The sequence below is a fragment of the Mesorhizobium sp. P2_B11 genome, from assembly GCF_056404855.1.
Genome location: NZ_JBFUDF010000006.1, coordinates 469,198 through 491,801, shown reverse-complemented (window position 1 = coordinate 491,801; position 22,604 = coordinate 469,198). Strand labels below are relative to the sequence as shown.

Annotated in this window: 23 protein-coding genes and 1 pseudogene; 13 read left to right on the top strand and 11 right to left on the bottom strand. The window is 62.9% G+C overall.

All coding sequences use genetic code 11. The annotated features are described in order from the left end of the window. Nucleotides 1-31: 31 nt before the first annotated feature. On the bottom strand, nucleotides 32-1,120 hold the full coding sequence (locus AC1DYJ_RS21865; RefSeq protein WP_477284802.1) for an ABC transporter ATP-binding protein: 1,089 nt from the start codon (nucleotides 1,118-1,120) through the stop codon (nucleotides 32-34). A gap of 264 nt (nucleotides 1,121-1,384) precedes the next feature. Between AC1DYJ_RS21865 and AC1DYJ_RS21860 the strand changes: the two genes are divergently transcribed. Then, on the top strand, nucleotides 1,385-2,098 hold the full coding sequence (locus AC1DYJ_RS21860; protein WP_477284800.1) for a GntR family transcriptional regulator: 714 nt from the start codon (nucleotides 1,385-1,387) through the stop codon (nucleotides 2,096-2,098). Nucleotides 2,099-2,100: 2 nt separating this feature from the next. Here AC1DYJ_RS21860 and AC1DYJ_RS21855 read toward each other — a convergent pair whose 3' ends face one another. Next, entirely contained in the window at nucleotides 2,101-3,330 is a 1,230-nt protein-coding gene (locus tag AC1DYJ_RS21855) for a GNAT family N-acetyltransferase (protein ID WP_477284798.1), read from the bottom strand. A 92-nt stretch (nucleotides 3,331-3,422) separates the two neighbouring features. Here AC1DYJ_RS21855 and AC1DYJ_RS21850 point away from each other — a divergent pair, with 92 nt between their 5' ends. Then, entirely contained in the window at nucleotides 3,423-4,481 is a 1,059-nt protein-coding gene (locus AC1DYJ_RS21850; protein ID WP_477426242.1) for a polysaccharide deacetylase family protein, read from the top strand. Nucleotides 4,482-4,765: 284 nt separating this feature from the next. Next, the gene (locus AC1DYJ_RS21845; protein ID WP_477284794.1) at nucleotides 4,766-6,502 is read left to right on the top strand and encodes an adenylate/guanylate cyclase domain-containing protein; all 1,737 of its coding nucleotides are present in this window, start codon (nucleotides 4,766-4,768) and stop codon (nucleotides 6,500-6,502) included. Between the two features lie 159 nt (nucleotides 6,503-6,661). On the opposite strand, the gene AC1DYJ_RS21840 is transcribed toward AC1DYJ_RS21845, so the two are convergent. After that, the gene (locus AC1DYJ_RS21840; RefSeq protein ID WP_477232828.1) at nucleotides 6,662-6,877 is read right to left on the bottom strand and encodes a DUF2842 domain-containing protein; all 216 of its coding nucleotides are present in this window, start codon (nucleotides 6,875-6,877) and stop codon (nucleotides 6,662-6,664) included. Between the two features lie 152 nt (nucleotides 6,878-7,029). On the opposite strand from AC1DYJ_RS21840, the gene AC1DYJ_RS21835 reads away from it, so the two are divergent. Beyond that, a complete protein-coding gene (locus AC1DYJ_RS21835; protein ID WP_477284792.1) occupies nucleotides 7,030-8,121 on the top strand; it encodes a COX15/CtaA family protein in 1,092 nt (363 codons plus the stop codon). On the opposite strand, the gene AC1DYJ_RS21830 is transcribed toward AC1DYJ_RS21835, so the two are convergent. The 3 genes from AC1DYJ_RS21830 to speB all read right to left on the bottom strand — a co-directional run bounded on the left by AC1DYJ_RS21830 (nucleotide 8,111) and on the right by speB (nucleotide 11,026). After that, nucleotides 8,111-8,950 (bottom strand): aminoglycoside phosphotransferase family protein, encoded by an 840-nt coding sequence (locus AC1DYJ_RS21830; protein WP_477284790.1) that lies wholly within the window; start codon nucleotides 8,948-8,950, stop codon nucleotides 8,111-8,113. The genes AC1DYJ_RS21835 and AC1DYJ_RS21830 overlap by 11 nt on opposite strands. Nucleotides 8,951-9,048: 98 nt before the next feature. Continuing rightward, a complete protein-coding gene (argC, locus tag AC1DYJ_RS21825) occupies nucleotides 9,049-9,975 on the bottom strand; it encodes an N-acetyl-gamma-glutamyl-phosphate reductase (protein WP_477284788.1) in 927 nt (308 codons plus the stop codon). A 49-nt stretch (nucleotides 9,976-10,024) separates the two neighbouring features. Continuing rightward, nucleotides 10,025-11,026 carry an agmatinase gene (gene speB, locus AC1DYJ_RS21820; protein ID WP_477284786.1) on the bottom strand — a complete coding sequence of 334 codons (1,002 nt, stop codon included), beginning with the start codon at nucleotides 11,024-11,026 and terminating at the stop codon, nucleotides 10,025-10,027. A 242-nt stretch (nucleotides 11,027-11,268) separates the two neighbouring features. Between speB and AC1DYJ_RS21815 the strand changes: the two genes are divergently transcribed. Continuing rightward, a complete protein-coding gene (locus AC1DYJ_RS21815; RefSeq protein ID WP_477284784.1) occupies nucleotides 11,269-12,321 on the top strand; it encodes a glycerophosphodiester phosphodiesterase family protein in 1,053 nt (350 codons plus the stop codon). A gap of 201 nt (nucleotides 12,322-12,522) precedes the next feature. On the opposite strand, the gene AC1DYJ_RS21810 is transcribed toward AC1DYJ_RS21815, so the two are convergent. Then, the gene (locus AC1DYJ_RS21810) at nucleotides 12,523-13,392 is read right to left on the bottom strand and encodes an aldo/keto reductase family oxidoreductase (protein ID WP_477284782.1); all 870 of its coding nucleotides are present in this window, start codon (nucleotides 13,390-13,392) and stop codon (nucleotides 12,523-12,525) included. A 91-nt stretch (nucleotides 13,393-13,483) separates the two neighbouring features. Between AC1DYJ_RS21810 and AC1DYJ_RS21805 the strand changes: the two genes are divergently transcribed. Next, nucleotides 13,484-14,383 (top strand): LysR family transcriptional regulator, encoded by a 900-nt coding sequence (locus AC1DYJ_RS21805; protein ID WP_477284780.1) that lies wholly within the window; start codon nucleotides 13,484-13,486, stop codon nucleotides 14,381-14,383. A 257-nt stretch (nucleotides 14,384-14,640) separates the two neighbouring features. On the opposite strand, the gene rpsI is transcribed toward AC1DYJ_RS21805, so the two are convergent. The 3 genes from rpsI to AC1DYJ_RS21790 form a co-directional block, all read right to left on the bottom strand. Next, nucleotides 14,641-15,123: a 30S ribosomal protein S9 gene (rpsI, locus tag AC1DYJ_RS21800; RefSeq protein WP_027042360.1), complete on the bottom strand. Its 483-nt coding sequence runs from the start codon at nucleotides 15,121-15,123 to the stop codon at nucleotides 14,641-14,643. 1 nt (nucleotide 15,124) lies between these two features. Further along, nucleotides 15,125-15,589 (bottom strand): 50S ribosomal protein L13, encoded by a 465-nt coding sequence (gene rplM / locus AC1DYJ_RS21795; protein WP_010915638.1) that lies wholly within the window; start codon nucleotides 15,587-15,589, stop codon nucleotides 15,125-15,127. 216 nt (nucleotides 15,590-15,805) lie between these two features. Then, a complete protein-coding gene (locus tag AC1DYJ_RS21790) occupies nucleotides 15,806-16,270 on the bottom strand; it encodes a PaaI family thioesterase (protein WP_477284778.1) in 465 nt (154 codons plus the stop codon). 177 nt (nucleotides 16,271-16,447) lie between these two features. Between AC1DYJ_RS21790 and AC1DYJ_RS21785 the strand changes: the two genes are divergently transcribed. From AC1DYJ_RS21785 to AC1DYJ_RS21755, 7 genes and pseudogenes are all read left to right on the top strand, one after another. Next, nucleotides 16,448-17,263 carry an enoyl-CoA hydratase gene (locus AC1DYJ_RS21785; RefSeq protein ID WP_477284776.1) on the top strand — a complete coding sequence of 272 codons (816 nt, stop codon included), beginning with the start codon at nucleotides 16,448-16,450 and terminating at the stop codon, nucleotides 17,261-17,263. A 12-nt stretch (nucleotides 17,264-17,275) separates the two neighbouring features. Beyond that, nucleotides 17,276-17,698 carry a VOC family protein gene (locus AC1DYJ_RS21780; protein ID WP_477284774.1) on the top strand — a complete coding sequence of 141 codons (423 nt, stop codon included), beginning with the start codon at nucleotides 17,276-17,278 and terminating at the stop codon, nucleotides 17,696-17,698. Between the two features lie 6 nt (nucleotides 17,699-17,704). Beyond that, nucleotides 17,705-18,481, top strand: a pseudogene (locus AC1DYJ_RS21775) (AAA family ATPase). A 10-nt stretch (nucleotides 18,482-18,491) separates the two neighbouring features. Beyond that, nucleotides 18,492-19,241 (top strand): GNAT family N-acetyltransferase, encoded by a 750-nt coding sequence (locus tag AC1DYJ_RS21770; RefSeq protein WP_477284772.1) that lies wholly within the window; start codon nucleotides 18,492-18,494, stop codon nucleotides 19,239-19,241. Beyond that, nucleotides 19,238-19,759, top strand: a complete 522-nt coding sequence (locus AC1DYJ_RS21765; protein ID WP_477284770.1) for a CoA-binding protein — start codon at nucleotides 19,238-19,240, stop codon at nucleotides 19,757-19,759. Before AC1DYJ_RS21770 ends, AC1DYJ_RS21765 begins: the two co-directional genes overlap by 4 nt. Before the next feature lie 181 nt (nucleotides 19,760-19,940). Next, nucleotides 19,941-21,221, top strand: coding sequence for an O-acetylhomoserine aminocarboxypropyltransferase (locus AC1DYJ_RS21760; RefSeq protein ID WP_477284768.1), 1,281 nt, complete (start codon nucleotides 19,941-19,943; stop codon nucleotides 21,219-21,221). Nucleotides 21,222-21,223: 2 nt separating this feature from the next. Then, on the top strand, nucleotides 21,224-21,574 hold the full coding sequence (locus tag AC1DYJ_RS21755) for a cupin domain-containing protein (RefSeq protein WP_477284766.1): 351 nt from the start codon (nucleotides 21,224-21,226) through the stop codon (nucleotides 21,572-21,574). A gap of 4 nt (nucleotides 21,575-21,578) precedes the next feature. Here AC1DYJ_RS21755 and AC1DYJ_RS21750 read toward each other — a convergent pair whose 3' ends face one another. Continuing rightward, nucleotides 21,579-22,526 carry a hypothetical protein gene (locus tag AC1DYJ_RS21750; protein WP_477284765.1) on the bottom strand — a complete coding sequence of 316 codons (948 nt, stop codon included), beginning with the start codon at nucleotides 22,524-22,526 and terminating at the stop codon, nucleotides 21,579-21,581. Nucleotides 22,527-22,604 lie beyond the last annotated feature (78 nt).

Below are 22,604 nucleotides of genomic sequence, written 5' to 3'. Positions count from 1 at the left end.
TATTCCCCTGTTTTGTTTTGCTTCGTTGAATTCATGAATGAAGGCGCCCGAGGACGATGGCATCCTCGGAATCCCAGGCGAGCGTTACGGCGTCGCCAATGGCGACGGGTTTGGCGAAGAAGTCGCAATCGTCGACGATGACCGTGAAGTCGTCGACGCCTGCGCCGGTCACCGAGAGCTTCACCGTGGCGCCGCGATATTCGATGTTGGAGACGATGCCGGTGAAGCCGAGGCCGGGCGAGGGCGCTTCACCCATGCGCACATGGTCGGTACGGATGGCGATATCGATTGGCGTCCCCACGTCCTGGCCCTGACCGCAGGCGGCGAGCGAGGTGCCGCCATTGACGTCGAAGACGACCATGCCGTCGCGCGCGCCGCTGACCCGGCCGGAGATGACATTGTGGTCACCCATGAAGCGCGCGACAAAGGCCGTGGCCGGTCGTTCGAACACATCGCGCGGAGGTGCCGCCTGTTCGATGCGACCGTCATTCATCACCACGATCAGATCCGCCAGAGCCATGGCCTCCTCCTGGCTGTGGGTGACGTGGACGAAAGTGATGCCGAGCGATGTCTGCAGCTTCTTCAACTCGGCCCGCATGCGGATTTTCAGGAACGGGTCGAGCGCTGAAAGCGGCTCGTCGAGCAGCAGCGCCTCCGGGTCGGTGATCAACGCGCGGGCGAGTGCGACGCGCTGCTGCTGGCCGCCGGAAAGCTGTGCGGGGCGTCGCGTCGCATAGGCCTCCATCTGCATTAGCTTGAGCATATCGAGCGCCTTGGCACGGCGCTTTTCCTTGTCGACCCCCTTCATCTTCAGGCTGAATGCAACATTGTCGATGAGGTCGAGATGCGGGAACAAGGCATAGGACTGGAACATCATCGCCGTGCCCCGCTTGGCGGGCGGCAGGTCGGTGACGACGGTGTTGCCAAGCCGGACATCGCCCGACGAAATGCTTTCATGGCCGGCGATCATGCGCAGCGTCGAGGTCTTGCCGCAGCCGGAGGGACCCAGCAGGCAGCAATAGGTGCCTGCCGGTATTTTCAGGCTGATGGCCTCGACGGCAGTCGTCGTTCCATAGACTTTCGAAACGGACACGATGTCGATCTCGGCGGCTTTGGACATTCAGGCTTCCCCGTTTGGTCGCATTAACCAAAGCATCATGCGTGCCAATTTCGGGGTCAGCGGCCAAGCGGTTGAATTGTCTGAAAAATCAAGCTTCGGCAGCACTGCCTATCCGGCGAGCTGCCTTGTGCATTGCACAAATTATGGGCGATTGTGCGCGATTTGCACAAGAATCGTATGCAATCTTTTTTAGCTTCGTGTCCACTTTGCCTCTCGTGCGCAGACGACGAGTCGCGCTAGAAGGGGGTGGGAACCATCGTCGCCATGAACATTGCCGATCAGATCTATTCCGCAGCCGACAGCGCCAATCAGGATCGCGCCCAGGCGATCCGCGACAATCTGCGGGACGCCATCGTCGACCGCCGGCTGGCGCCGGGCACCAAGCTGTCGGAAGGCGAGGTCGGCACGCTGTTCGATGTCTCGCGCACCGTCGCGCGCGCGGCGCTGCAGATGCTGTCCTTCGAGGGGTTGGTGCGCACCGAGCGCAATCGTGGCGCCTTCGTCGCCAACCCGTCGCCCGAGGAAGCGCGCCAGGTGTTCGCCTCGCGCCGGCTGATCGAGCCGGGCCTTGCCATTGCCGCCTGCGGGCGGGTCACAGCCACCGATATCGCCGCCTTCCGCGCCCAACTCGATGAGGAGGGCCGCTTCATCGCCGAACGCGGTCCGACCGCGCGGCGCTCCGAAATCAAGGCGTCAGGTGATTTCCATCTGCTGCTGGCTTCCGTCGCCGGCAATGCCATCCTGCAGCGCTTTATGGAGGAACTGGTTGCGCGCTCCTCACTCGTTATCGCCCTCTACGGGCGCTCTGGCGTGTCAGCCTGCGGGCATAGCGAGCACACGGGGATTGTCGGCGCGCTCGAGGCGGGCGATTCCGGGTTGGTGAGCCGACTGATGCTGCATCACATCGACCACATCGAGGCTGATCTCGATCTGCGTGTCAGAGCCGGTCCCGCGCTGCGCGAAGCTCTCAATTTTTGACGCTAGTTATCGTCGTCGGCAGTGGCGGGCGCTGCCTGTCCGGCCGCCTTTCGGCGCAGCATCTTGGTCAGCTTCCAGATCGTCGGGCTGTTCTTGATGAAAGCCTTCGCCCGCGCGCCTTGCCGCAGCGCCGATGCGAGCGCTCGTCCCTTCAGCGTCAGGGGCACCAGCACCTCGAAATGCTGGGTCTCGATATCGCACCAGAGCCGCTTGTAGGGCTCGTCGCCGACCGAGAAATCATAGACTTCGAAGCCGACCTCGCAGGCTTCCTGGATGTTGTCGAAGAACAGGAAATCGCCGGGGCTGGTGTGGCCGAGATCGTCCTCGGCAATGGCTCCGAATTCGCAGATCAGGCGTTTGCCCGACCGGCTCGAACCGGTGATGGCGCGCAGCTTGCCGGCGACTTCGAGCCCATGCAGCACAAAGGCCGGTTTCTCCTCGGCCAGCGCGCCGGCGAACAGGGCGCGGAAGAAAGAACGCACCTCAGGCTCGCCGAAGACATTGGCGATGCCCATCTTGGCGAAGCGGAATTCCTTCATCTCGAAGAAGGCATCGAGCAGCCTGTTCACCTCATCCGGTGTCCGCGCTTCAATGCGGCGATGACTGCCGACCGCCTCGAACTTGCGCGTCTGCGAACGGTGCTTCTTGCGTTTGCGCTTGCCGCTCGCGCGCGACAGCAAGGCATCGAAACCACCATCGAGGTCGACGGCGAGCGACAGGTTTGGGCTTGGAAAATTACAGAACGTCGCGAGCGGATTGGCAACGCCTTCGAGATCGGGCAGCAGCCTTTCCAGCGCAACGAGGTCGATGTCGCGGCGCGCCTTGCCGATCGCCGTCACCAGCCTGCGGATCGTTCCGGCATCGGTCTTTGCCAGCCAGCTCGGATCGGCGGCGGCGAAATTGCCGTTGGCGTGACGTCCGCCCATGAAGCGGGCGACACGGAATGGACCGGTTCGCGTGATTTCCAGTGCCAGCGAGAAGACCGGCCGGTCCTCGATTTTCAGCGTGGCGACGATGGCATCGGGATTGGCCTGCGCCGTCCAGGCACGGGCCCAGGCTGCGCTCTGCGCCGGCGCAAACAACGCCGAACGGCAAAATTCCCCGTAAGAGGCGAGCGCGGCAGCGTCGGCGATCGACACCGACAGGCCGGTCTGGTCGGCAGCCGTCGCGCGCGCAGACGCCTTGCTTGCGGCGAGCCGATTGCCGTCAAAAGACGCGGTGGCGTCAACCATACCTCAATCCTTAAGGCGTATTCGTCGCGATCAGGGAGTTCGCGTCGGCGCGTTCCGTGCTTGGATTGAGCCTAGGCGCAAAAGGTGAATGAATGATCGACGGCGGGGAGGCAGTTCGGAAACTGGCGCTTAACATCGCCCGCTTTACCGGCCTTGCACCGCTGGCCAAGCCCTTCGTCGGCGGCATCGGCGCCATCCTGATGTTGCACCGGGTCACCGCCACGCCGGAGAAGCCCGACGGCGTCAATCGCCACCTCAACATCGCCCCGCGTTTCCTCGACGCTCTCGTCGCCGACATGAAGGCGCGGGGCTATGCCTTCGTCACGTTCGACGAGGCGATCGAGCGCATCAAGGCCGGCGGCAAGGACGGCCAGTTCGCCACCATCACCGCCGACGACGCCTATCGCGACAACATGACCGAAGCGCTGCCGGTGCTGGAAAAGCACGACGCGCCGATCACCATCTATGTCGCGCCGGGTCTGATCGACGGCAGCGCCGATTTGTGGTGGGACGTGGTCGAGGACATCGTCAACGCGCGCGACCGGCTGACGCTGGCGACGGCGAAGGGACCGGTGACGATCGACTGCTCGACCCATGGCAGAAAACTCCAGGCAAATGCGCGCCTGCACGCATATCTGACGCTGGAGGTGCGCGAGGAGGATCAGCGCGCCGTGCTGCGCGAGCTCGCGCGCTCGAACGGCATCGAACTCGATGGCTTGCGCTCAAGCACGCTGATGACCTGGGACGATATACGCGCCATGGCCGCGCACAGGCTGGTGACCATCGGCGCACATACGGTCAACCACCGCAATCTGAAGCGGCTCGACGAAGCCGATGCGCGCCATGAGATCGGCGACGTCAGGCGCCAGTTGCAGGCGCAGCTGGGCGAAGAGCCGCGCCATCTCGCCTATCCCTATGGCTATGCCAGCGCCGTCGGCTGCCGTGAAGTCGGCTTTGCCCGCGATGCCGGCTACGCCTCGGCGGTGACGACCCGCCATGGCGTGCTGCATGCCGAGCATGCCGGCTTCCTGCACGCGCTGCCGCGCATTTCGGTCAATGGCCGCTACCAGAGCGTCGCCCATATCCGCACCATGCTGTCGGGCGTCACGACACCGCTGGCCAATGCCGGCAAGATGGTCGTGACGATTTAGGGCGTGACTCACAAGCGCGTAGCCAAATGCGGATCGAAGCCAGTTTGATGAAGGCAAGCTAGTTTGCTGCGACCTTGTCATATCGGGTTGCGATCCTTCGGCATTGCTTGATCACGAGCCTCGCCGGGCGACAGGCCAAGGCACACCGGCAGACCGTTGGCGTCCACTACGGCGAGCACCTTGCCGGTCAGTCCGTCACGCGCGCGGCCCAGAGCGGCAAATCAGGCGAATAGACTCCTCCTGGGGATACAAATACAGTTTGCCGCACTGAGAGCACCCCTGCGATGTCCGAGGAACGCGTTCAACGCCGCCTTGCTGCCATTCTGGCCATCGACGTGGTTGGCTATAGCCGCCTCACGGAGCGCGACGAGGTAGGTACCTTGGCTGCGCTCAAATCTCGGCGTCGAGAGATCCTTCAGCCAATGATCTCCAAACATCACGGTCGCATCGTCAAATTGATCGGGGATGGCGCGCTAATAGAGTTCGGAAGCGCAGTCAACGCCGTAGACTGCGCTGTCGAATTGCAGAAAGCTATGGATATCGCAAATGCAGATTTGGCTGGGGATCGACGCATTGTATTGCGTGCTGGAATTAATCTCGGCGATGTGATGGTGGAAGGCAACGATCTCTACGGCGACGGAGTCAACGTCGCGGCTCGACTCGAGAGTATGTCGGAGCCCGGGGGATTGTGCATCTCGGGAAGTGTCTTCGAGCAGATTAACGGCAAGCTGCCACATTCATTCGTTTCGTTGGGCCCGCAGACTCTCAAGAACATCGATCGACCGATCCAAACCTATCGGCTCGCGGGCAAGGATGGAGCCGCGGTGGTCACCTCCGCCGTTGAACTTTCCCTTCCCGTCAAGCCGTCAATAGTCGTCCTCCCCTTTGTGAATATGAGTGCTGACGCCGAGCAGGCGTATTTCGTTGATGGATTGGCGGAGGATCTGATTACCGACCTCTCCAAAGTGCCCGAGCTCTTCGTCATCGCCCGGAACTCATCCTTTGCCTATAAGGGCAGATCGGTAGACATCCGCCAGATCGCTCGCGAACTGGGCGTGAAATATGTACTGGAGGGCAGCGCCCGACGCGTGGCGGACCGTGTGCGGATCAATGCTCAGCTCATCGATGCACCCGCCGGGGGGCACATCTGGGCGGATCGCTTTGACAGGGACCTTGCCGATATCTTCGCTGCACAAGACGAAGTCGTCGGCAAGATTGTGGAGGGGCTGGCCGGCAAGTTGGCCGCGGCAAATCTGAAGGAGCGTTATCGGCCAACGAACCTGGGGGCCTATGATCTCTATCTACGGGGGCGGGCTGAATGGGCACACTCCACGGAGGCGGGAGTGGCGGCCATTCCCTTGTTCGAGCGGGCCATCGCGCTCGATCCTAACTACGCCGATGCCTATCGCTGGTTGGCGATCAGTCAGTGCGAGGCCTGGGTCTTTAGGAACCATCCGATGAACCCCCTTCGTCAACAGTCCATGGCGTCGGCAAGAAAGGCGATTGAACTCGATCCCGAAAATTCTGGCACGCATTGGGTGCTCGCGTTCATACTCCTCCTCGAGCGGCAGTGGGATGAGTCTGCCAAAGAGTACGAGATTTCGCTGCGGCTCAACCCGAACGATGCCGATGCTTGGGCAAACTTTGGGGACCTGAAGACCTATGAAGGTCGCGGAGTAGAGGCCCTCGCCTGCATCGAGAAGGCATTGCGCCTGAATCCGCGCCCGCCGAGCTGGTATTTCTGGTTACTCGGAGGTGCCCAATCCGCTGCCGGCAAGTATGAGCAAGCAGTGAAAACTCTGAGGAATGATGCTACATATCGAACCGAATCCAGGGTTAATTTGGCGTCGATTCTGGCTCGGCTCGGCAGGTTCGAGGAAGCGCGTGAAGAGGCCACGCTATATCTGGCAACAAACCCCCATTTCAAGATTAGCCATTGGGTCAAATCCCAGCCCTATCGCGACCTGGCCTTGCGAGACATGTACGTCGAAGGCCTTCGTAAGGCTGGCTTTCCGGAATGACTAACTTTTTACTCGACGGGGCCACCATGCTGGAGTCGGCTTAGGCCCCTTTTGCCAATGCAACGGCAACCGATAATGGCCGCTTTCGTCTCAGAAGCAGACATTCGTGCATGATCTAACCATGCGCTTTTATGAGTTCACGCCTCAGGCCGAGCGCTTTCAGCCTTTCGGCCGCGGCTCCAGGATCAGCCATTTGATGATGCCCATCGCCGGCAGTATCCAGAACAGGCCGCTGAACAGGAAGAACAGGAAATGCACCAGCGGACCGGATTCCGACAGCTGCGCCACCGCTATGATCGACGCGACCAGCGCATAGATGATGACCAGCGCCACCAGCAGGAAGGTTCCGATCAGCTTTTTCAGGCGGATGGGCATGAAGCGTTCTCGTTGATCGCCTTCGCTTAGGCCCAACCGGGCGCCTGTGCAACCTGTGACTTGCGGCGCGACGGCGTGCCGCGCCGTCCGGTCTTGTCAGCCGGGTTGCGATGGTTCACCAATCCGCCAGTTGCAACCGCCGGGACAAATCCATGGCCGCCATCTCAGCAGCCGCGCCCTACACGGCCCGCGACCGCGACCTCTCAAACCGGGCGCTGGTGCGCGGCTGGCTCTATGTCGTGCTTCTGGTGGTGTTTGCGCTGGTGCTGGTCGGCGGCGCCACCAGGCTCACCAATTCCGGCCTGTCGATCACCGAGTGGAAGCCGATCCACGGTGTGATACCGCCGCTCAACGACGCCGAGTGGCAGGAGGAATTTCAGCTCTACCAAAAGATCCCGCAATATGCCGAACTCAACAAGGGCATGAGCCTCGACGCCTTCAAGTCGATCTTCTGGTGGGAATGGGCGCACCGTATTCTGGCGCGCAGCGTTGGGCTGGTCTTTGGCCTGCCGCTACTGGTCCTGTGGGCAACACGGCGCATCGAGCGCGGGCTTGGGCTAAAACTGCTCGGCATTCTGCTGCTCGGCGGCCTGCAAGGCGCCATCGGCTGGTGGATGGTGGCCTCCGGCCTGGTCGACCGCGTCTCCGTCAGCCAGTACAGGCTGGCGACGCATCTGACGCTTGCCGCGCTGATCTTTACCGCCACCATGGTGGTCGCGCGTGGGCTGGCGCCGCATTCCGAGCCCGCCGCCGACCGTTCGACGCAAAGGCTGGCCGGTTTCATCGTGCTGCTGGCGCTGGTCCAGATCTATCTCGGCGGCCTGGTCGCCGGGCTTGATGCCGGCCTTTCCTACAACACCTGGCCGTTGATGGACGGCAAGATTATCCCCAGCGACCTGCTGCTGCTTGAGCCGGCCTGGCGCAATTTCTTCGAGAACCCGAAGACGGTGCAGTTCGTTCATCGGCTGGGCGCTTACACGGTCTTTGCTGTGGCGCTCTGGCATATGATCGCGACACGCCAGCGTCTTTCAGGAACGACACATGCGCGGCGCGCGACGCTGCTGTTTCTGCTGGTGCTGGTCCAGGCCTCGATCGGCATCGGTACGCTGTTGATGCAGGTGCCTTTGCACATGGCGCTGACCCATCAGGCTTTCGCACTGATCCTGCTGGGCTTTGCCGCCGCGCACTGGCGCGGCACAAAGGGCGCCTATCCGCTGCCGCACGAGATAGAAGTCAGAAGCTGAGCCGCACCTTCCGGATCGCTTCGGCGACCGATAGTTCGCGGTTCTCGTCGACCGCATTCTTATCCTCATGGTGCCACGCGGCTGACAGGCAGCCCCAGGCGATGCCGTGGTCGAGGATGGCGGCCGGCGTCTGGCCGAGCGTCTTGCCAAAGATGTCGGCCATATGCGCGATCCGCTCCGGATCGAGGCAGAGGTCGTCGCGCTCGAGCGGGTTGTAAAGCATGTTGGCGGCGTCGAAGCCGGGATCGCCGAGCACGCCCTTGGGGTCGATCGCCAGCCAGCCGCGCGCGCCGTGCAGGATGTTGTCGTGATGCAGGTCGCCATGCAGTGGCTTCACCGCATGCGGGGCATCGAGCAGCCGGTCCGCAATGGTAGCGGCCTCGACATATGGGCTAGGCTCTCCCGCGTCGCGATCGGCTTTGGCCTTTTTGAACAGGCTGGCAAACCGTGTCCGCAGTGGCTGCAGGTCCGGCGGGGCAGGGTGCTCTGACGGCGAAAACAGCTTCGCCATCACTTCGGCCGCGATTGCGGTCGCGGCGTTATCGCCCTCTTTGTCGAGAATCTCGGCAAGCAAGGTTTCGCCGGCATATTCGAGCAGCATGCGGTGGCCATCGCGGCCAAGCAGCCGCACCGCGCCTTCGCCGCGCCGCCAGGCGAGATAGTGCTCGCCGCGCAGCTCATCCTGGACATCGTCGAACGGCTTCAGCGCCTTGACGATGGCAGGTGAGCCGTCTTCGCGCCGCACCTTCCAGATGCGGCTTGAAAACGTCTCGGCAATAAGTTCGGGGGCGCTGACCTTCCAGCGCTTGGGAAATGTTGGCGCGTCCATCAGAGCAATTCCAGAAAAAGTGTCAGCGGTTTTTCGTCCGGAATTGCTCCAAACAAAGCGATAGAGCGGTTCGCCGTTCTCCGAAACGGTGAAACGCTCTAAAGACCGAGCATCAGGTCCATGTTCTGCACGGCCGCTCCCGAGGCGCCCTTGCCGAGATTGTCATAGACCGCAATCAGCAGCGCCTGCGCCCTGTCGTCATTGGCAAAGACATAGACCTTCATGCGGTTGGTGCCGTTATACACCTCGGGGTTTATCTCCGGCAGGCGCTCGGCGTGTGCATAAGGCGCCACCTCGACCACGCCGCCCTTGATGGCGGCAAAATGGTCGGCGATCGCAGCATGCAGTTCGGCACCGGTCGGCACATGGCCGAGGCCGCCGAGTTGCAGCGGCACCACCGTGATCATGCCTTGGGCGAAATTGCCGACCGCGGGCTGCATGATCGGATCGTGTGACAGCTTCGCATAGGTGCGCAGCTCCGGCACGTGCTTGTGCTGCAGGGTCAGCCCATAGACCTGGAATTCAGAGGCATCCTCGCCCTTGGCGACATAGTCCTCGATCATCGGCCGGCCGCCGCCCGAATATCCCGAAATGCCGTTGACCGTGATCGGGAAATCCGGCGGCAACAGGCCTGCCGTTACCAGCGGCCGCAGCGTCGCGATCGGCCCTTGCGGCCAGCAGCCGGGATTGGCGACGCGCTTGGCGTTGGCGATGATCTTGGCCTGAGCCTTGTCCAACTCGGCAAAACCATATTCCCAGCCCTCGGCGACGCGATGCGCGGTCGAGGCGTCGATCACCCTTGTGGTGTCGTTCTCGATCAGCGCCACGCTTTCCTTCGCCGCCGCATCCGGCAGGCACAGGATCGCGACATCGGCGGCATTGAGGAATTCGGCGCGCGCCGCCGTTTCCTTGCGGCGTTCGGTCGGGATCGAGATGATCTCGAGATCGCCACGCTCGGCCAGCAGCGCCCTGATCTGCAGGCCGGTGGTGCCGTGTTCGCCGTCGATGAAGATTTTCGGTTTCATATCCCAGAATATTCCCAGCTAGTTCGCCAAATTCCCTGCTCGTCCAAACCTATATGCCTTGGCCGTTGTTCGCGGCGCCGTGATTGCCGTTGTTCAACTCTTCGGCTCGCGCCTTACGTTCCGCCACCAGGCCGAGATAGTGCATGGCCACCATCGAACCGGCGATCGCCGTTATATCGGCGTGATCATAGGCCGGCGCAACCTCGACGACGTCGGCGCCGACAATATCGATCTGGCCGAGCTGGCGCAGCGTCGACAGAATCTTTGCCGAGGACGGGCCGCCGGCGACCGGCGTGCCGGTGCCGGGCGCGAAGGCCGGGTCGAGGCAGTCGATGTCGAAGGTCAGATAGGTCTTCCTGCCGCCGGTGCGGTCGACGATGGCATAGGCGATGTCGGACGCCCGCATCTCCTCGATCTCGTGGCCGTAGAGGATCTTGATGCCGAACGTATCGGGGGCGTGCGTGCGGATACCGATCTGGATCGAGCGGTCGGGATCGATGATGCCTTCATTGACGGCGCGGCCGACGAAAGAACCATGGTCGATGCGCTTGCCGTCGTCCGGCCAGGTGTCCTGGTGCGCATCGAACTGCACCAGCGCCAGCGGCCCGTGAATGGCGGCATGCGCCTTGAGCAGCGGCCAGGTGACGAAATGGTCGCCCCCGAGCGACAGCAGGAAGGCGCCAGATTTCAGGATTTTTGCTGCCTCGCGCTCGATCGTGCCGGGCGTCTTCTGGTGATTGCCCGAATCGAGCAGGCAGTCGCCATAATCGACGACCGAGAGATGCTCGAACAGGTCGCGCGAGAACGGATATTGCGGGTCGTTGTCGAGGATCGCCGAGGCGCGGCGGATCGCCTGCGGCCCGAAGCGCGCGCCCGGCCGGTTGGTGACGGCGGCATCGAAGGGAATGCCCCATACGACCGCGTCCGCGCCCTTTACGTCCTTGGTGTATTTGCGCCGCATGAACGACAGCGCGCCGGCATAGGTCGGCTCGAAGGATGCCCCCGTCTTGGAGCGAGCGGTGAAGGCGTTGTCGATGGTCTGGTTCGCCATTACGGGTCCTCTTTGTTCATCGGGCTGCCACAACTACAGAACCGGCACGCAAGATGCCAGTCACAGCTTGGCGAAAGGCATGGCGCTCTGCCGGGACCTCTCAATTCCGCTCTGGCGCGCTGCCGGCATGGTTTCAGCACGACTTTGTTGCAGCGGCGCGACAATCCACTAGCCGGCTTCGTTCACCTGGATGTCACTGACGTCGCCTATCCCCGGTCCGATCCGGCAAGGAGCGATTCTCGATGCGGACCATCTGCCTTCTGCTTTGCGCAGCATTTGCCGCCTTCACCGGCTCAGCCTCGGCAAGCGAAACCCGCGCCCGGCAGATTCTCGACCGCTTTGAACACGCCAACCAGTGGCGCGACCATGTCATGGTCGCCGCCCACCGCGCCGGCAGCATGCAGGCCGGCAAGACGCTCTATGCCGAAAACTCGCTCGCCGCCGTCGAAGGCGCGATCGCGTTGGGCGCCGAGATCGTCGAGGTCGACATCAGGCGTTCGAAGGACGGCGAATTCGTCGTTATGCATGACAGCTGGCTCGACCGCACCACAAATTGCAAGGGCGAGGTGGTCAACTACACGCTGGCCGAACTGAAGCACTGCAGGCTGGTGGTCGAAGGCACCGGTGCCGTCACCAATGAAACAGTGTCCACGCTGCGCGAAATGCTGCTGGCGACCAGGGATCGCATCCTGGTCAACCTCGACAACAAGCTCGATGTCCAGGCTCTGCCTGGCATGATCGCCATTGCCCGCGACCTCGGCATGGCCCAACAGGTGATCGTCAAGGAGAACCTGTGGAACCAGCAGCGGATCGACACCGTCAAGGCGGCGCTCGATGCTGCCGGCGGCGGCTTCCAGTTCATGCCGATCATCGCCGACGACGCGGTGCATGATGCTGCCTTTGCCGAACAAGTCGGCAAGGCCTTTGCGCCCGGCGCGATCGAACTGATCAACTGGCGGGCAGGGGCTCAGACGCTGACCGAGAATGGCGGTCCGTTGTTCAGCGCGCGCATGCGGGCTGTGTCGGTGCGGGGCGGCTGGCACATCTGGGCCGACACTTACGCCATCGTCAACAAACCGGGCGGCTTCCTCTCCGGCGGCCGCGGCGACGAACTGGCGGTCGCGGCCAGCCTGCCGGCCGAGACCTACGGTTTTTGGGCCGACCGCGGCGCCACGATCATCCAGACCGACGAACCGAAGGCGGCGATTGCCTGGCTGGCGGCGAACGGGTTTCGGGTGCCTTATGCGGATGAGGCGCGACCGGCCGAGCCGGCGAATACGGCGAGCATCAACTGAATATTCAACGCCGGCGCTGCACCCCACCCGGCGCTACGCGCCGACCTCCCCATCGAGGGGAGGTAGGGCGTTGGCGCCTTTGGAGCCCGACAGTCGCAATGATTGCGACGTAGGGAAGGCTGCCGTGACCTCCTACCTCCCCTCGATGGGGAGGTCGCGCCGCAGGCGCGGGTGGGGTGATAGCGCCACCCGCAAAAGTCTTTACGCCGCCTTCGCCACCCCATCCAACTCGGCCACCACATCCGCCGACAGCTCCAGCTCCGCCGCCGCCAAATTCTCCCTCAAATGCCCGACCGACGACGTCCCCGGGATCAGCAGGATGTTCGGCGAGCGCTTGAGCAGCCAGGCGAGTGCGACCTGCATCGGCGTGGCGCCGAGCCGCGCCGCCACGTCCGACAAGGTCGACGATTGCAGCGGGCTGAAACCGCCGAGCGGGAAGAACGGCGTGTAGGCGATGCCGTCGCGCGCCAGCTTGTCGATCAATCCGTCGTCGTGCCTGTGCGCCAGATTGTACATGTTCTGCACGCAGACGATCTCGGCAATCCCCCGGCCTTCCGCGACCTGCGCAGGGGTGACGTTGCTCAGGCCGATATGGCGCACCAGCCCCTTGCGCTGCAGCTCGGCAACAGCCGTCAGCTGCGCCTCGATCGAACCCTCGGTCGGACCCATCCCGAACATGATGCGCAGATTGACGACGTCCAGAATCTCAAGCCCGAGATTCCTGAGGTTGTCGTGGACAGCTTGCTCGAGTTCCGCAGGCGAATTGGCCGGCAGCCAGGAGGCATCGCTGCCGCGCCGCGCGCCGATCTTGGTGACGATGACGAGATCCTGGGGATAGGGCGCCAGCGCCTCGCGGATCAGCTGGTTGGTGACATACGGGCCGTAATAGTCCGAGGTGTCGATGTGGTTGACGCCGGACGCGACCGCCTCGCGCAGCACGGCAATGGCCGCGTCATGGTCCTTCGGCGGACCGAACACATGGGGGCCGGCAAGTTGCATGGCGCCATAACCAAGCCGCTTTACGGTGTGGCTGCCGAGGGTGAATGTGCCGGACTTTTGGATGGTGGACATGGTCGATCTCCTTTGAGGAGGCGAAGATAGACGCTGCTCAACCTCGGGATAATCAGGTACAATCCGTACAGCTTGTGCGGAATTACGAACAATGATGGATCTCAGCGATCTGAACGCCTTCGTGGCGGTGGCGCGTGCCGGCGGTTTTCGTGAAGGGGCTCGCGCCGGCGGCGGCAGCGCGTCGGGCTTGAGCGAAGCCGTGCGCCGCCTGGAGACGCAGCTCGGCGTCAGGCTGTTCAACCGCACAACGCGCAGCGTTGTTCCGACCGAGGCCGGCCTCAGCCTCTTGGGACGGCTTGGCCCGGCGCTGACGGAGGTGGAGGCGGCACTCGACGTCGTCAATGGCTTTCGCGACAGGCCGGCCGGTTCGCTGCGCCTGAATGTACCAAGCGTTGCCGCGCGGCTGATATTGCCCGGCATTGTCCCGGGTTTTCTCGCGGCATATCCCGGCATCCGGCTGGAGGTCATCGCCGACGAGAACTTTGTCGACGTTCTGGCGGCCGGGTGTGACGCCGGCATCCGCTATGACGACCGGCTGGAACAGGACATGATCGCGGTGCCGATCGGTCCGCGCGTCCAGCGCTTCGCCACAGCCGCCAGTCCTGCCTATCTCGACCGCCATGGAAGGCCACAGCACCCGAGTGACCTGCTTGGCCACGCTTGTCTGCGCGGCCGCTTTGCCAGCGGCGCGATGGTGCCGTGGGAATTCGAGCGCGACGGCGAGGTGGTGCGGGTCGATACGACAGGGCCGCTGATCGTGCGCATCGGCGGAGCGACCGATCTTGCCGTCGATGCGGCCATCGCCGGCACCGGAATTGTCGGCCTCTTCGAGGGCTGGCTTCGGCCGTACCTCGACAGCGGCGTCCTCGAGCCCGTCCTCGAACCCTGGTGGCAGGGCTTTTCCGGGCCGTTCCTCTATTATCCCGGGCGGCGTCTGGTGCCGGCGCCGCTGCGGGCGTTCATCGATTATATCAAGGCCGTCAGGTCCTGACACTCGACCGAGGCCGGCGCCATCACCCCACCCGGCGCTTCGCGCCGACCTCCCCATCGAGGGGAGGTAGGGCGTCGCGCCCTTATATCCTGGGAGCTCGCCGTACCTGTTGCATGCTCGTCGAACGAACTGCCGTGACCCCCTACCTCCCCTCGATGGGGAGGTCGCGCCGAAGGCGCGGGTGGGGTGACTGCCGAGACTTCAAACAAAAAGGCCGCCCGAAGGCGGCCTTTTCGATATCCAAAACTGCGTAGCGCTTAGCGCTTCGAGAACTGGAAGGAACGGCGGGCTTTCGCCTTGCCGTACTTCTTGCGCTCGACGACGCGGCTGTCGCGGGTCAGGAAGCCGCCCTTCTTGAGCACGGCGCGCAGTGCCGGCTCGTAGTAGGTCAGCGCCTTGGAGATGCCGTGACGAACCGCACCCGCCTGGCCGGACAGGCCACCGCCGACGACGGTGGCGACGATGTCGTACTGGCCGGCGCGGTTGGAAGCGATGATCGGCTGGTTGAGGATCATCTGCAGGACCGGGCGCGCGAAATAGGTCGCGAATTCCTTGTCGTTGACGACGATCTTGCCGGAACCCGGCTTCACCCAGACGCGCGCAATGGCGTTCTTGCGCTTGCCGGTGGCATAGGCGCGGCCCGACTTGTCGAGCTTCTGGACGTGGACGGGGGCTGCCGGCTGGGTGTTGGTGTTGCCGGTGGCGGCGCCCAGTTCTGCGAGCGAGGAAAGCTCAGCCATCTTATGCGACCTTCTTGTTCTTGGAATTCAGCTTGGCCACGTCGAGGACTTCTGGCTGCTGGGCGACATGCGGATGCTCGGCGCCTGCATAAACGCGCAGGTTCTTCATCTGGCGACGGCCGAGCGGGCCACGCGGGACCATGCGCTCAACGGCCTTCTCGACGACACGCTCGGGGAAACGACCCTCGAGCAGCTGGCGCGCGGTGCGCTCCTTGATGCCGCCGGGGTGGCCGGTGTGCCAGTAATAGACCTTGTCGGTGAACTTCTTGCCGGTAAACACCACCTTGTCGGCATTGATGACGATGACATTGTCACCATCGTCGACATGCGGGGTGAAGGTGGGCTTGTGCTTGCCGCGAAGATGATTGGCGATGACAGTGGCGAGACGGCCGACGACGAGACCCTCGGCGTCGATCAGGATCCACTTCTTCACCACATCCGCAGGCTTCTGCGAAAAGGTTGTCATGTTTTCTGCTCTCGGTTCTGACCTTCATAAGCGAAGGCGTTTCTTGTTGCTTGGATTGGCGATAAGGCGCTTGCCCGCCGCCAATAACAAAACGGCGGCCTTTGCGGGCCGCTGCTTCGGGAGGGCTTATAGGTGAGGTGCGTGTGCGCGTCAAGGCATAGGAAAAGCCTGCCATCGCCAAAAATATAGCAAAAACAATTGGTTGAGTAAAAGGTATTATTTTACCACATCATTTATCCGCCTCGGCGGGATCGAATAGGTGCCTGTGGCATGGGCTACCGTGTGTCCCTCCGGTCCGGCGACGATGTCGATGTCGAACACCATCAGGCTTCTTCCCAGCTTCAGGATGCGGCAATGGCCGTCGATCGGGCCGGCTTCGGCCTTGCGCATGAAATTGATGTTGAGGTTGACGGTGACCGAGAGCGCATCCGGCCCGGCGTGGCTGAGCACGCAGACATAGCCGCCAATGTCGGCCAGCGTGAACAGCGACGGGCCGGACACCGTGCCGCCGGGCCGCAAATGCCGCTCGTCCGCATTGAGCCGCACCGTGCAGCCGCCGGGGAACACGTCGATTGCCTGATAGAAGCTGAATTCGTCATTGAGCTGCGGGTAGACGCTGGCCATCAGCGCATTGACTTCAGCCGCATTCAGCACCGGCTTGAGATTGTCCTGGGCGGGCATGTCGGTTTCCCCTTGGCACCTGTGCCTGTATGAACGTGGTCCGGTGCCTGTTGCAACCGTCGCCGATGGCGTCAGATCAGCACGTCGCTTGTGCCAGCATCGGTTTCGGGGTGTTGGACGATCACGGATCAGATACTAGATTGTAGCCCATCCAACTCGACTGGGGAGAAGCGACCCATGGCCGAAATCGTTGCCATCAAGCCGCCCGAAGGTCCGGTCATCACCAGGCTGGACAAGGGGGTGCTGCGCCTGACGCTCGCAAATCCGCCCGCCAATGCCTTGTCGCTGTCCGTCATGGCGGCGCTGAGTGCCGAACTCGAGCACGCCAAGACCAACAAATCCATCCGCGTCGTCGTCCTGGCGGCGTCCGGAAAAGTGTTCTGCGCGGGCCACGACCTCAAGGAAATGACCGCGCGCCGCGCCGGACAGGACAAGGGCAGGGCGTTCTTCGAGCAGACGTTTTCGGCTTGTGCTGCGTTGATGCAGGCGATCGTGCGCCATCCGCTGCCGATAATCGCCGAGGTTGATGGCCTTGCCACCGCCGCCGGGCTGCAACTGGTCGCCAGTTGCGACCTTGCCATCGCCTCGCATGAAGCGACCTTCTGCACGCCGGGCGTCAATATCGGCCTGTTCTGCTCGACACCGATGGTGGCGCTGTCGCGCAATGTCTCGCGCAAGCAGGCGATGGAGATGCTGCTCACCGGCGAGACCATCGACGCGGCAACCGCCAAGGAGTTCGGCCTCATCAACCGCGTGGTGCCGCGCGAATACCTGAATCAGATCGTCACCAAATACGCGCAAACCATTGCTTCAAAATCATCTTTGGTGGTCAAGACCGGCAAGGAAGCCTTTTACGCGCAGGCCGAAATGGGGCTGGCCGACGCCTACGCCTATACCGGCCGCATCATGGTCGAGAACATGCTGGCGCGTGACGCCGAAGAAGGCATCGGCGCCTTCCTCGGCAAACGCAAACCGGAATGGACGGACGAATAGGTTTTTCGACCCATGGAACCGCGCATCTCCATCATCACCGTCGCCACCGACGATCTCGACCGCGCCGTGCGCTTTTATGAGGGCATGGGCCTCAAGCGCCATGCCGGCATCACCGACGGTGTAGCCTTCTTCCAGATGGGCGGCGCCATTCTCGGCCTGTTTCCGCGCCCAAGCGCCGAGGAGGATTCAGGCGTCGCCTTCGCCAAGGCGCCTTCCGCCGTCTATCTCGCCTACAACACCCGCTCCGACGCCGAGGTCGACGAGGTGCTTGCCATGGCAGAGAAGGCCGGCGGCAGGATCGTCAAGCCGGCCGGCCGCGCCTTCTGGGGCGGCTGGTACGGCTATTTCGCCGATGCTGACGGCCATGTCTGGGAAGTCGCCCACAATCCGGCCTTTCCGATCGCGGAAGACGGCACCATCTCGCTGCCCGACTGATCCCGCATGGCGTACCGCAAGCAACTGACGCGGCTGAAGGCGCCTTACCTCAAGCGCATCCTGCTCGATCCCGAGCGGGTCGAGGACTGGGAAAAATACCCCTGGAACCTGCCGCTGTTTCGCGGCCACGAATTCGAGTTCGAATTCACCACCCCGATCACCATCATTGTCGGCGAAAACGGTACCGGCAAATCGACGCTGCTTGAAGCCATCGGCGCTTTGGCCGGCTACGACGAGGCCGGTGGCGGCAAGGGCTACATGCCCGTTGACCACTCCGGTGCCATCGATAAGAGCGGCGCGGCGCTTGCGGACACGCTGCGCGGCCACTGGCTGCCGAAGGTCACCGCCGGCTGATTCTTCCGCGCCGAATCCTTTTACGCGGTGGCCCGTTATCTTGACCAGGCAGCGCTGACTTCAGGCGGTGCACCACCCGACTTCCTGTCCTGGTCGCACGGCGAGGGCTTCATCCGCTTCTTCGAGGAGCGCTGCCGCCGGCAAGGCATCTACATCCTCGACGAGCCTGAAAGCGCGCTGTCGCCGTCGCGGCAGATCGAGCTCTTGAAAATGCTGCGGCGCATGGACCAGTCGGGCACGGCGCAAGTTATCATGGCCACCCATTCGCCGCTGTTGATGGCCTGTCCAGGCGCTAGGCTGTTCCGCATCAGCCGTTTCGGCCTCGACCCGACCGATTTCAGCGATACCGACCATTTTCGCATGATGCGCGACTTCTGCACCGACCCGCAGGCGTTTATGGAAGAGGCGCTGCGGGAAGACGACGAGTGACGGTGCGGGCATGAGCGACGACGATCTCAACTGGCGGAGCGAACAGGCTTGCCGCGAAGCCTGGCCGGCAGCGGTAGAGACGGTTGTCGACGGCTGGCTGCTCAGGCGCTCTGGCGGCCGGATCCGGCGCAGCAATTCGGTAAACCCCTTGCGGGGCAAGCGCGGCACGCCTGAGAGCGTGCTCGATGTTGCCGAGGCCTTCTATCTCGATCATGGCCAGACGCCGCTGTTTCGGGTTCCCGACATTGCCGCCGAGATGGACACGCTGCTCGAGCGCCGCGGCTACGATTTCGAAGGCGGGACCATCCATCTCTATGGCGGGATCGACGAACTGGCTGATATCAGTGACGAGCACGTCACCGTGTCGCCGACGCCCAGCGAGGATTGGTTCGCCGCGCGGTTCCGCATGGGCGCCTATGACGACATCGATCGCCGCGTCTTTCGCGAGATGCCCGGGCTGATCACCGGCGACAAGGCGTTCGTATCCTGCGAGCGCGACAGCGAAATTGCCGCCTTGGCCTATGGCGTCATCCGCGATGGGCTGCTTGTGGTGGAGTCGGTTGAGACCGACAGCCGGTTCCGGCAGCAAGGCCTCGGCCGCAGGACGGTCGGCAGCCTGATCGGCTGGGCGCGGCGGGCAGGGGCCTCGGCAGCCTGCCTGCAGGTCGTCGCCGATAACGCGCCGGGCCGTGCGCTCTATGCCTCGCTTGGGTTCAGCCGTGAACTCTATCGCTATCACTACCGCAGGAAAGCCGCATGAACCACGACGCCTACGACAATGCCTATATCGGCGGCATTCTGAATTCGGTGAAGACCATCGCCATGGTCGGCGCGTCGGCCAATGACGTCCGGCCGAGCTTTTTCGTGCTGAAATATCTGTTGGCCAAAGGCTTTTCGGTGTTTCCGATCAATCCCGGGCAGGCCGGCAAGGAAATCCTTGGCCGCACAGTCTATGCCAGCCTTGCCGATCTGCCCGAGCCGGTCGACATGGTCGACATTTTTCGCGCCTCCGCAGCGGTGCCTGGCATTCTGAAGGAGGTGCTGAAGCTCGATCCCTTGCCGAAAGTCCTCTGGATGCAGCTTGGCGTGCGCGATGACGAGGCGGCAGCGCGCGCCGAGGCAGCCGGCATCAAGGTGGTGATGAACCGCTGTCCCAAGATCGAATATGGCAAGTTGTCCGGCGAGATCGGCTGGACCGGCGTCAACTCCGGCGTGCTGTCATCGAAAAAGCCGCTGATGCGATCGGGATTCCAGAGTTTTGGCGTGCGCCAGAAATAGACCGCGATCCCGAAAGCCATGCTCGGTTCCCAAGCGAGCAAAATTATTCCGGGAAGCGATGAAGTCCCCCGCGCGTTGATCGTAGATCGCTTGCCGAAAGGTATTTTCTTCTTTGCATTCGTGACCGCGCTTCGCCAAGAATGCCCGGCGATTTTCAAAAGTTCAGGAGAGGGAGGTTTCGATGACCCGTACGCCCGGTTTTAACACGCTCGCCGTCCATGCCGGCGCCAAGCCCGACCCGGCGACGGGCGCGCGCGCCACGCCGATCTACCAGACGACCTCCTTCGTCTTCGACGATGCCGACCACGCCGCGTCGCTGTTCGGGCTGAAGGCATTCGGCAACATCTACACCCGCATCATGAACCCGACCCAGGCGGTGCTGGAGGAGCGCATCGCCGCGCTTGAGGGCGGCACGGCGGCGCTCGCCGTCGCCTCCGGCCATGCGGCGCAGGTTCTGGTGTTCCACAATCTGCTGCGCCCCGGCGACAATTTCGTCGCTGCGACAAGGCTTTACGGCGGATCGATCAACCAGTTCGGCCATGCCTTCAAGAATTATGGCTGGGAAGTGCGCTGGGCCGACACCAACGACATCTCCACCTTCGAGAGCCAGATCGACGACAAGACCAAGGCGATCTTCATCGAGAGCCTGGCCAATCCGGGCGGCGAATTTGTCGATATCGAGAAGATCGGCGACGTCGCCCGCAAGCACGGCCTGCCGCTGATCGTCGACAACACGCTGGCATCGCCCTATCTGGTTCGGCCGATCGAGCATGGCGCCGATATCGTCGTGCATTCGCTGACCAAATTCATCGGCGGCCACGGCAATTCGATCGGCGGCGCCATTGTCGATGGCGGCACCTTCGACTGGTCGAAATCGGGCAAATACCCGATGCTGTCGGAGCCGCGCCCCGAATATGGCGGCCTGGTGCTGCACGAAACCTTTGGCAATTTCGCCTTCGCCATCGCAGCACGCGTGCTTGGCCTGCGCGACCTCGGCCCGGCGATCTCGCCGTTCAACGCCTTCCTGATCCTGACCGGTCTCGAAACCTTGCCGCTCAGGATGCAGCGCCATTGCGACAATGCGGTTACCGTCGCCGGCTGGCTGTCCAACCACCCCAAGGTCGCGTGGGTGAATTATCCCGGTCTGCCCAGCGACAAGAACAATGCGCTGCAGAAGAAGTACTCGCCGCAGGGCGCCGGCGCTGTTTTCACCTTCGGCCTGAAGGGCGGCTACGACGCCGGCGTCAAATTCGTCGAGGCGCTCGAACTGTTCTCGCACCTGGCCAATGTCGGCGACACCAAATCGCTGGTCATCCACCCGGCCTCGACCACGCACCGCCAGCTCTCCGACGAGCAGAAGGTCAAGGCCGGTGCGGGTCCGGACACGGTCCGGCTTTCTGTCGGTATCGAGGATGTCAACGACATCGTCGCCGATCTCGAACAGGCTCTGGCCAAGGTCTGATCATGGCTGAACCGAAATTCGTGTCCGTCGGCGTCGACACTGTCGACGCCGAGCATGGCGCCCCGGCGCCGGATCGCCTGATTGCGGGCGATCCAAAGTTTCGCACCTGGAATGTCGAGGAGCGCGACGGTGGCCTCTTTGCCGGCATCTGGGAAGCCACGCCCGGCAAATGGCGCATCGTCTATGATGAGTGGGAGTTCTGCCACATCCTGTCCGGTGTCTCGGTGGTGGCCGAGGACGGCGGCGAGGCGCGCACCGTGCGCGCCGGCGACAGCTTTGTGCTCAGGCCGGGCTTCAAGGGCAGCTGGGAAGTGCTTGAAACGACCCGCAAGGAATATGTGATCAAGCTCTGAAGGACTACTTCGGAAACGAAGTGAGGCAGGCTTCCGACGCCTTGTCGTGCATAGCCAGCGCATTCTCGGCCTCGGCATCACTGTCCGATATTTCGTCGCGATAATAGCGCGTCACCAGGTCGAGCCCCGCTTGCGTCATCCCTTGCGTCGGCATTTCGCGGGCAAGGCAGCCGCACAGGCCGAGCGCCCGGTCCGGCGTGCCGATCTTGCGGTTGCTCAGGATGAAATCCCGTGCCGGGCAGGCGTCGAGAAAGGCGTCGAAGTCGAGCTTTTGCGGCGGCTGGTCGCCATGGTTGATATAGGCCTGTGGCCATTGGCTTCTGCCGCTGGCAACCTCGCAGCCGATCGCGACGTCATAGGCATTGCCTGAAAGCGTTTGCCAGGCCGCCTCCTTGTCGCCGGTGGGATAGACGAAATTCTTGGCCAGCGAGGCCGCATAGAGGTCGAGATCTGCCTGCGAGAAGCCGACCGCCTGCAGCCGGTTGAACTGACATTGGCAATCGGTCGCCGCGCGCTCGGCTTCACCCTCTTCAGGCGGCTCGCTGACCTTCGATTTCTCACAGGCGGCAATGAACGTATCGCGGTTGAGCGATGTGATCGGCAGCGTCGAGATGTCGGCATAGCGCTCACCGTTCCAGCCGATCGTCAACTGGTCGGACTGGATATCGAAATAGCGGTTGCGCTTGAAGGTGCTGAGGCTGATCTTGTCCTGCGGCACCAGCCTGGCGCCCGGTATGTCGCCCAGCACCTCGCGGTAGCTGTCGCCTTCCAGCACGAACAGGAAATTGCCGCACGTCGTGCCGTCGCAACCCGGTTGATAGCGATAGGCGAAGATTTCGGGAAAGCCATCGAGATTGAGGTCGACGTCGATGGCGAAGGAGGTCAGCGGCAGACCCTTCACCCCGGTCTGACGGTCGAGCAGGCCGGTCGCCATTTTCTTGGCAATGGCCATGCTGTTTTCCCAGGCAATGTTTTCAGCCTGTTGTTGAGCGGACGCTCCGTCGATGCCGGCGCACAGTAGAACGAGGGC

Bases quoted from the DNA above. Each gene is read 5' to 3' on its own strand.
- AC1DYJ_RS21865 (WP_477284802.1), bottom strand. From the start codon at position 1,120: ATGTCCAAAGCCGCCGAGATCGACATCGTGTCCGTTTCGAAAGTCTAT.
- AC1DYJ_RS21860 (WP_477284800.1), top strand. From the start codon at position 1,385: ATGAACATTGCCGATCAGATCTATTCCGCAGCCGACAGCGCCAATCAG.
- AC1DYJ_RS21855 (WP_477284798.1), bottom strand. From the start codon at position 3,330: ATGGTTGACGCCACCGCGTCTTTTGACGGCAATCGGCTCGCCGCAAGC.
- AC1DYJ_RS21850 (WP_477426242.1), top strand. From the start codon at position 3,423: ATGATCGACGGCGGGGAGGCAGTTCGGAAACTGGCGCTTAACATCGCC.
- AC1DYJ_RS21845 (WP_477284794.1), top strand. From the start codon at position 4,766: ATGTCCGAGGAACGCGTTCAACGCCGCCTTGCTGCCATTCTGGCCATC.
- AC1DYJ_RS21840 (WP_477232828.1), bottom strand. From the start codon at position 6,877: ATGCCCATCCGCCTGAAAAAGCTGATCGGAACCTTCCTGCTGGTGGCG.
- AC1DYJ_RS21835 (WP_477284792.1), top strand. From the start codon at position 7,030: ATGGCCGCCATCTCAGCAGCCGCGCCCTACACGGCCCGCGACCGCGAC.
- AC1DYJ_RS21830 (WP_477284790.1), bottom strand. From the start codon at position 8,950: ATGGACGCGCCAACATTTCCCAAGCGCTGGAAGGTCAGCGCCCCCGAA.
- argC (WP_477284788.1), bottom strand. From the start codon at position 9,975: ATGAAACCGAAAATCTTCATCGACGGCGAACACGGCACCACCGGCCTG.
- speB (WP_477284786.1), bottom strand. From the start codon at position 11,026: ATGGCGAACCAGACCATCGACAACGCCTTCACCGCTCGCTCCAAGACG.
- AC1DYJ_RS21815 (WP_477284784.1), top strand. From the start codon at position 11,269: ATGCGGACCATCTGCCTTCTGCTTTGCGCAGCATTTGCCGCCTTCACC.
- AC1DYJ_RS21810 (WP_477284782.1), bottom strand. From the start codon at position 13,392: ATGTCCACCATCCAAAAGTCCGGCACATTCACCCTCGGCAGCCACACC.
- AC1DYJ_RS21805 (WP_477284780.1), top strand. From the start codon at position 13,484: ATGATGGATCTCAGCGATCTGAACGCCTTCGTGGCGGTGGCGCGTGCC.
- rpsI (WP_027042360.1), bottom strand. From the start codon at position 15,123: ATGGCTGAGCTTTCCTCGCTCGCAGAACTGGGCGCCGCCACCGGCAAC.
- rplM (WP_010915638.1), bottom strand. From the start codon at position 15,589: ATGACAACCTTTTCGCAGAAGCCTGCGGATGTGGTGAAGAAGTGGATC.
- AC1DYJ_RS21790 (WP_477284778.1), bottom strand. From the start codon at position 16,270: ATGCCCGCCCAGGACAATCTCAAGCCGGTGCTGAATGCGGCTGAAGTC.
- AC1DYJ_RS21785 (WP_477284776.1), top strand. From the start codon at position 16,448: ATGGCCGAAATCGTTGCCATCAAGCCGCCCGAAGGTCCGGTCATCACC.
- AC1DYJ_RS21780 (WP_477284774.1), top strand. From the start codon at position 17,276: ATGGAACCGCGCATCTCCATCATCACCGTCGCCACCGACGATCTCGAC.
- AC1DYJ_RS21770 (WP_477284772.1), top strand. From the start codon at position 18,492: ATGAGCGACGACGATCTCAACTGGCGGAGCGAACAGGCTTGCCGCGAA.
- AC1DYJ_RS21765 (WP_477284770.1), top strand. From the start codon at position 19,238: ATGAACCACGACGCCTACGACAATGCCTATATCGGCGGCATTCTGAAT.
- AC1DYJ_RS21760 (WP_477284768.1), top strand. From the start codon at position 19,941: ATGACCCGTACGCCCGGTTTTAACACGCTCGCCGTCCATGCCGGCGCC.
- AC1DYJ_RS21755 (WP_477284766.1), top strand. From the start codon at position 21,224: ATGGCTGAACCGAAATTCGTGTCCGTCGGCGTCGACACTGTCGACGCC.
- AC1DYJ_RS21750 (WP_477284765.1), bottom strand. From the start codon at position 22,526: ATGGCCATTGCCAAGAAAATGGCGACCGGCCTGCTCGACCGTCAGACC.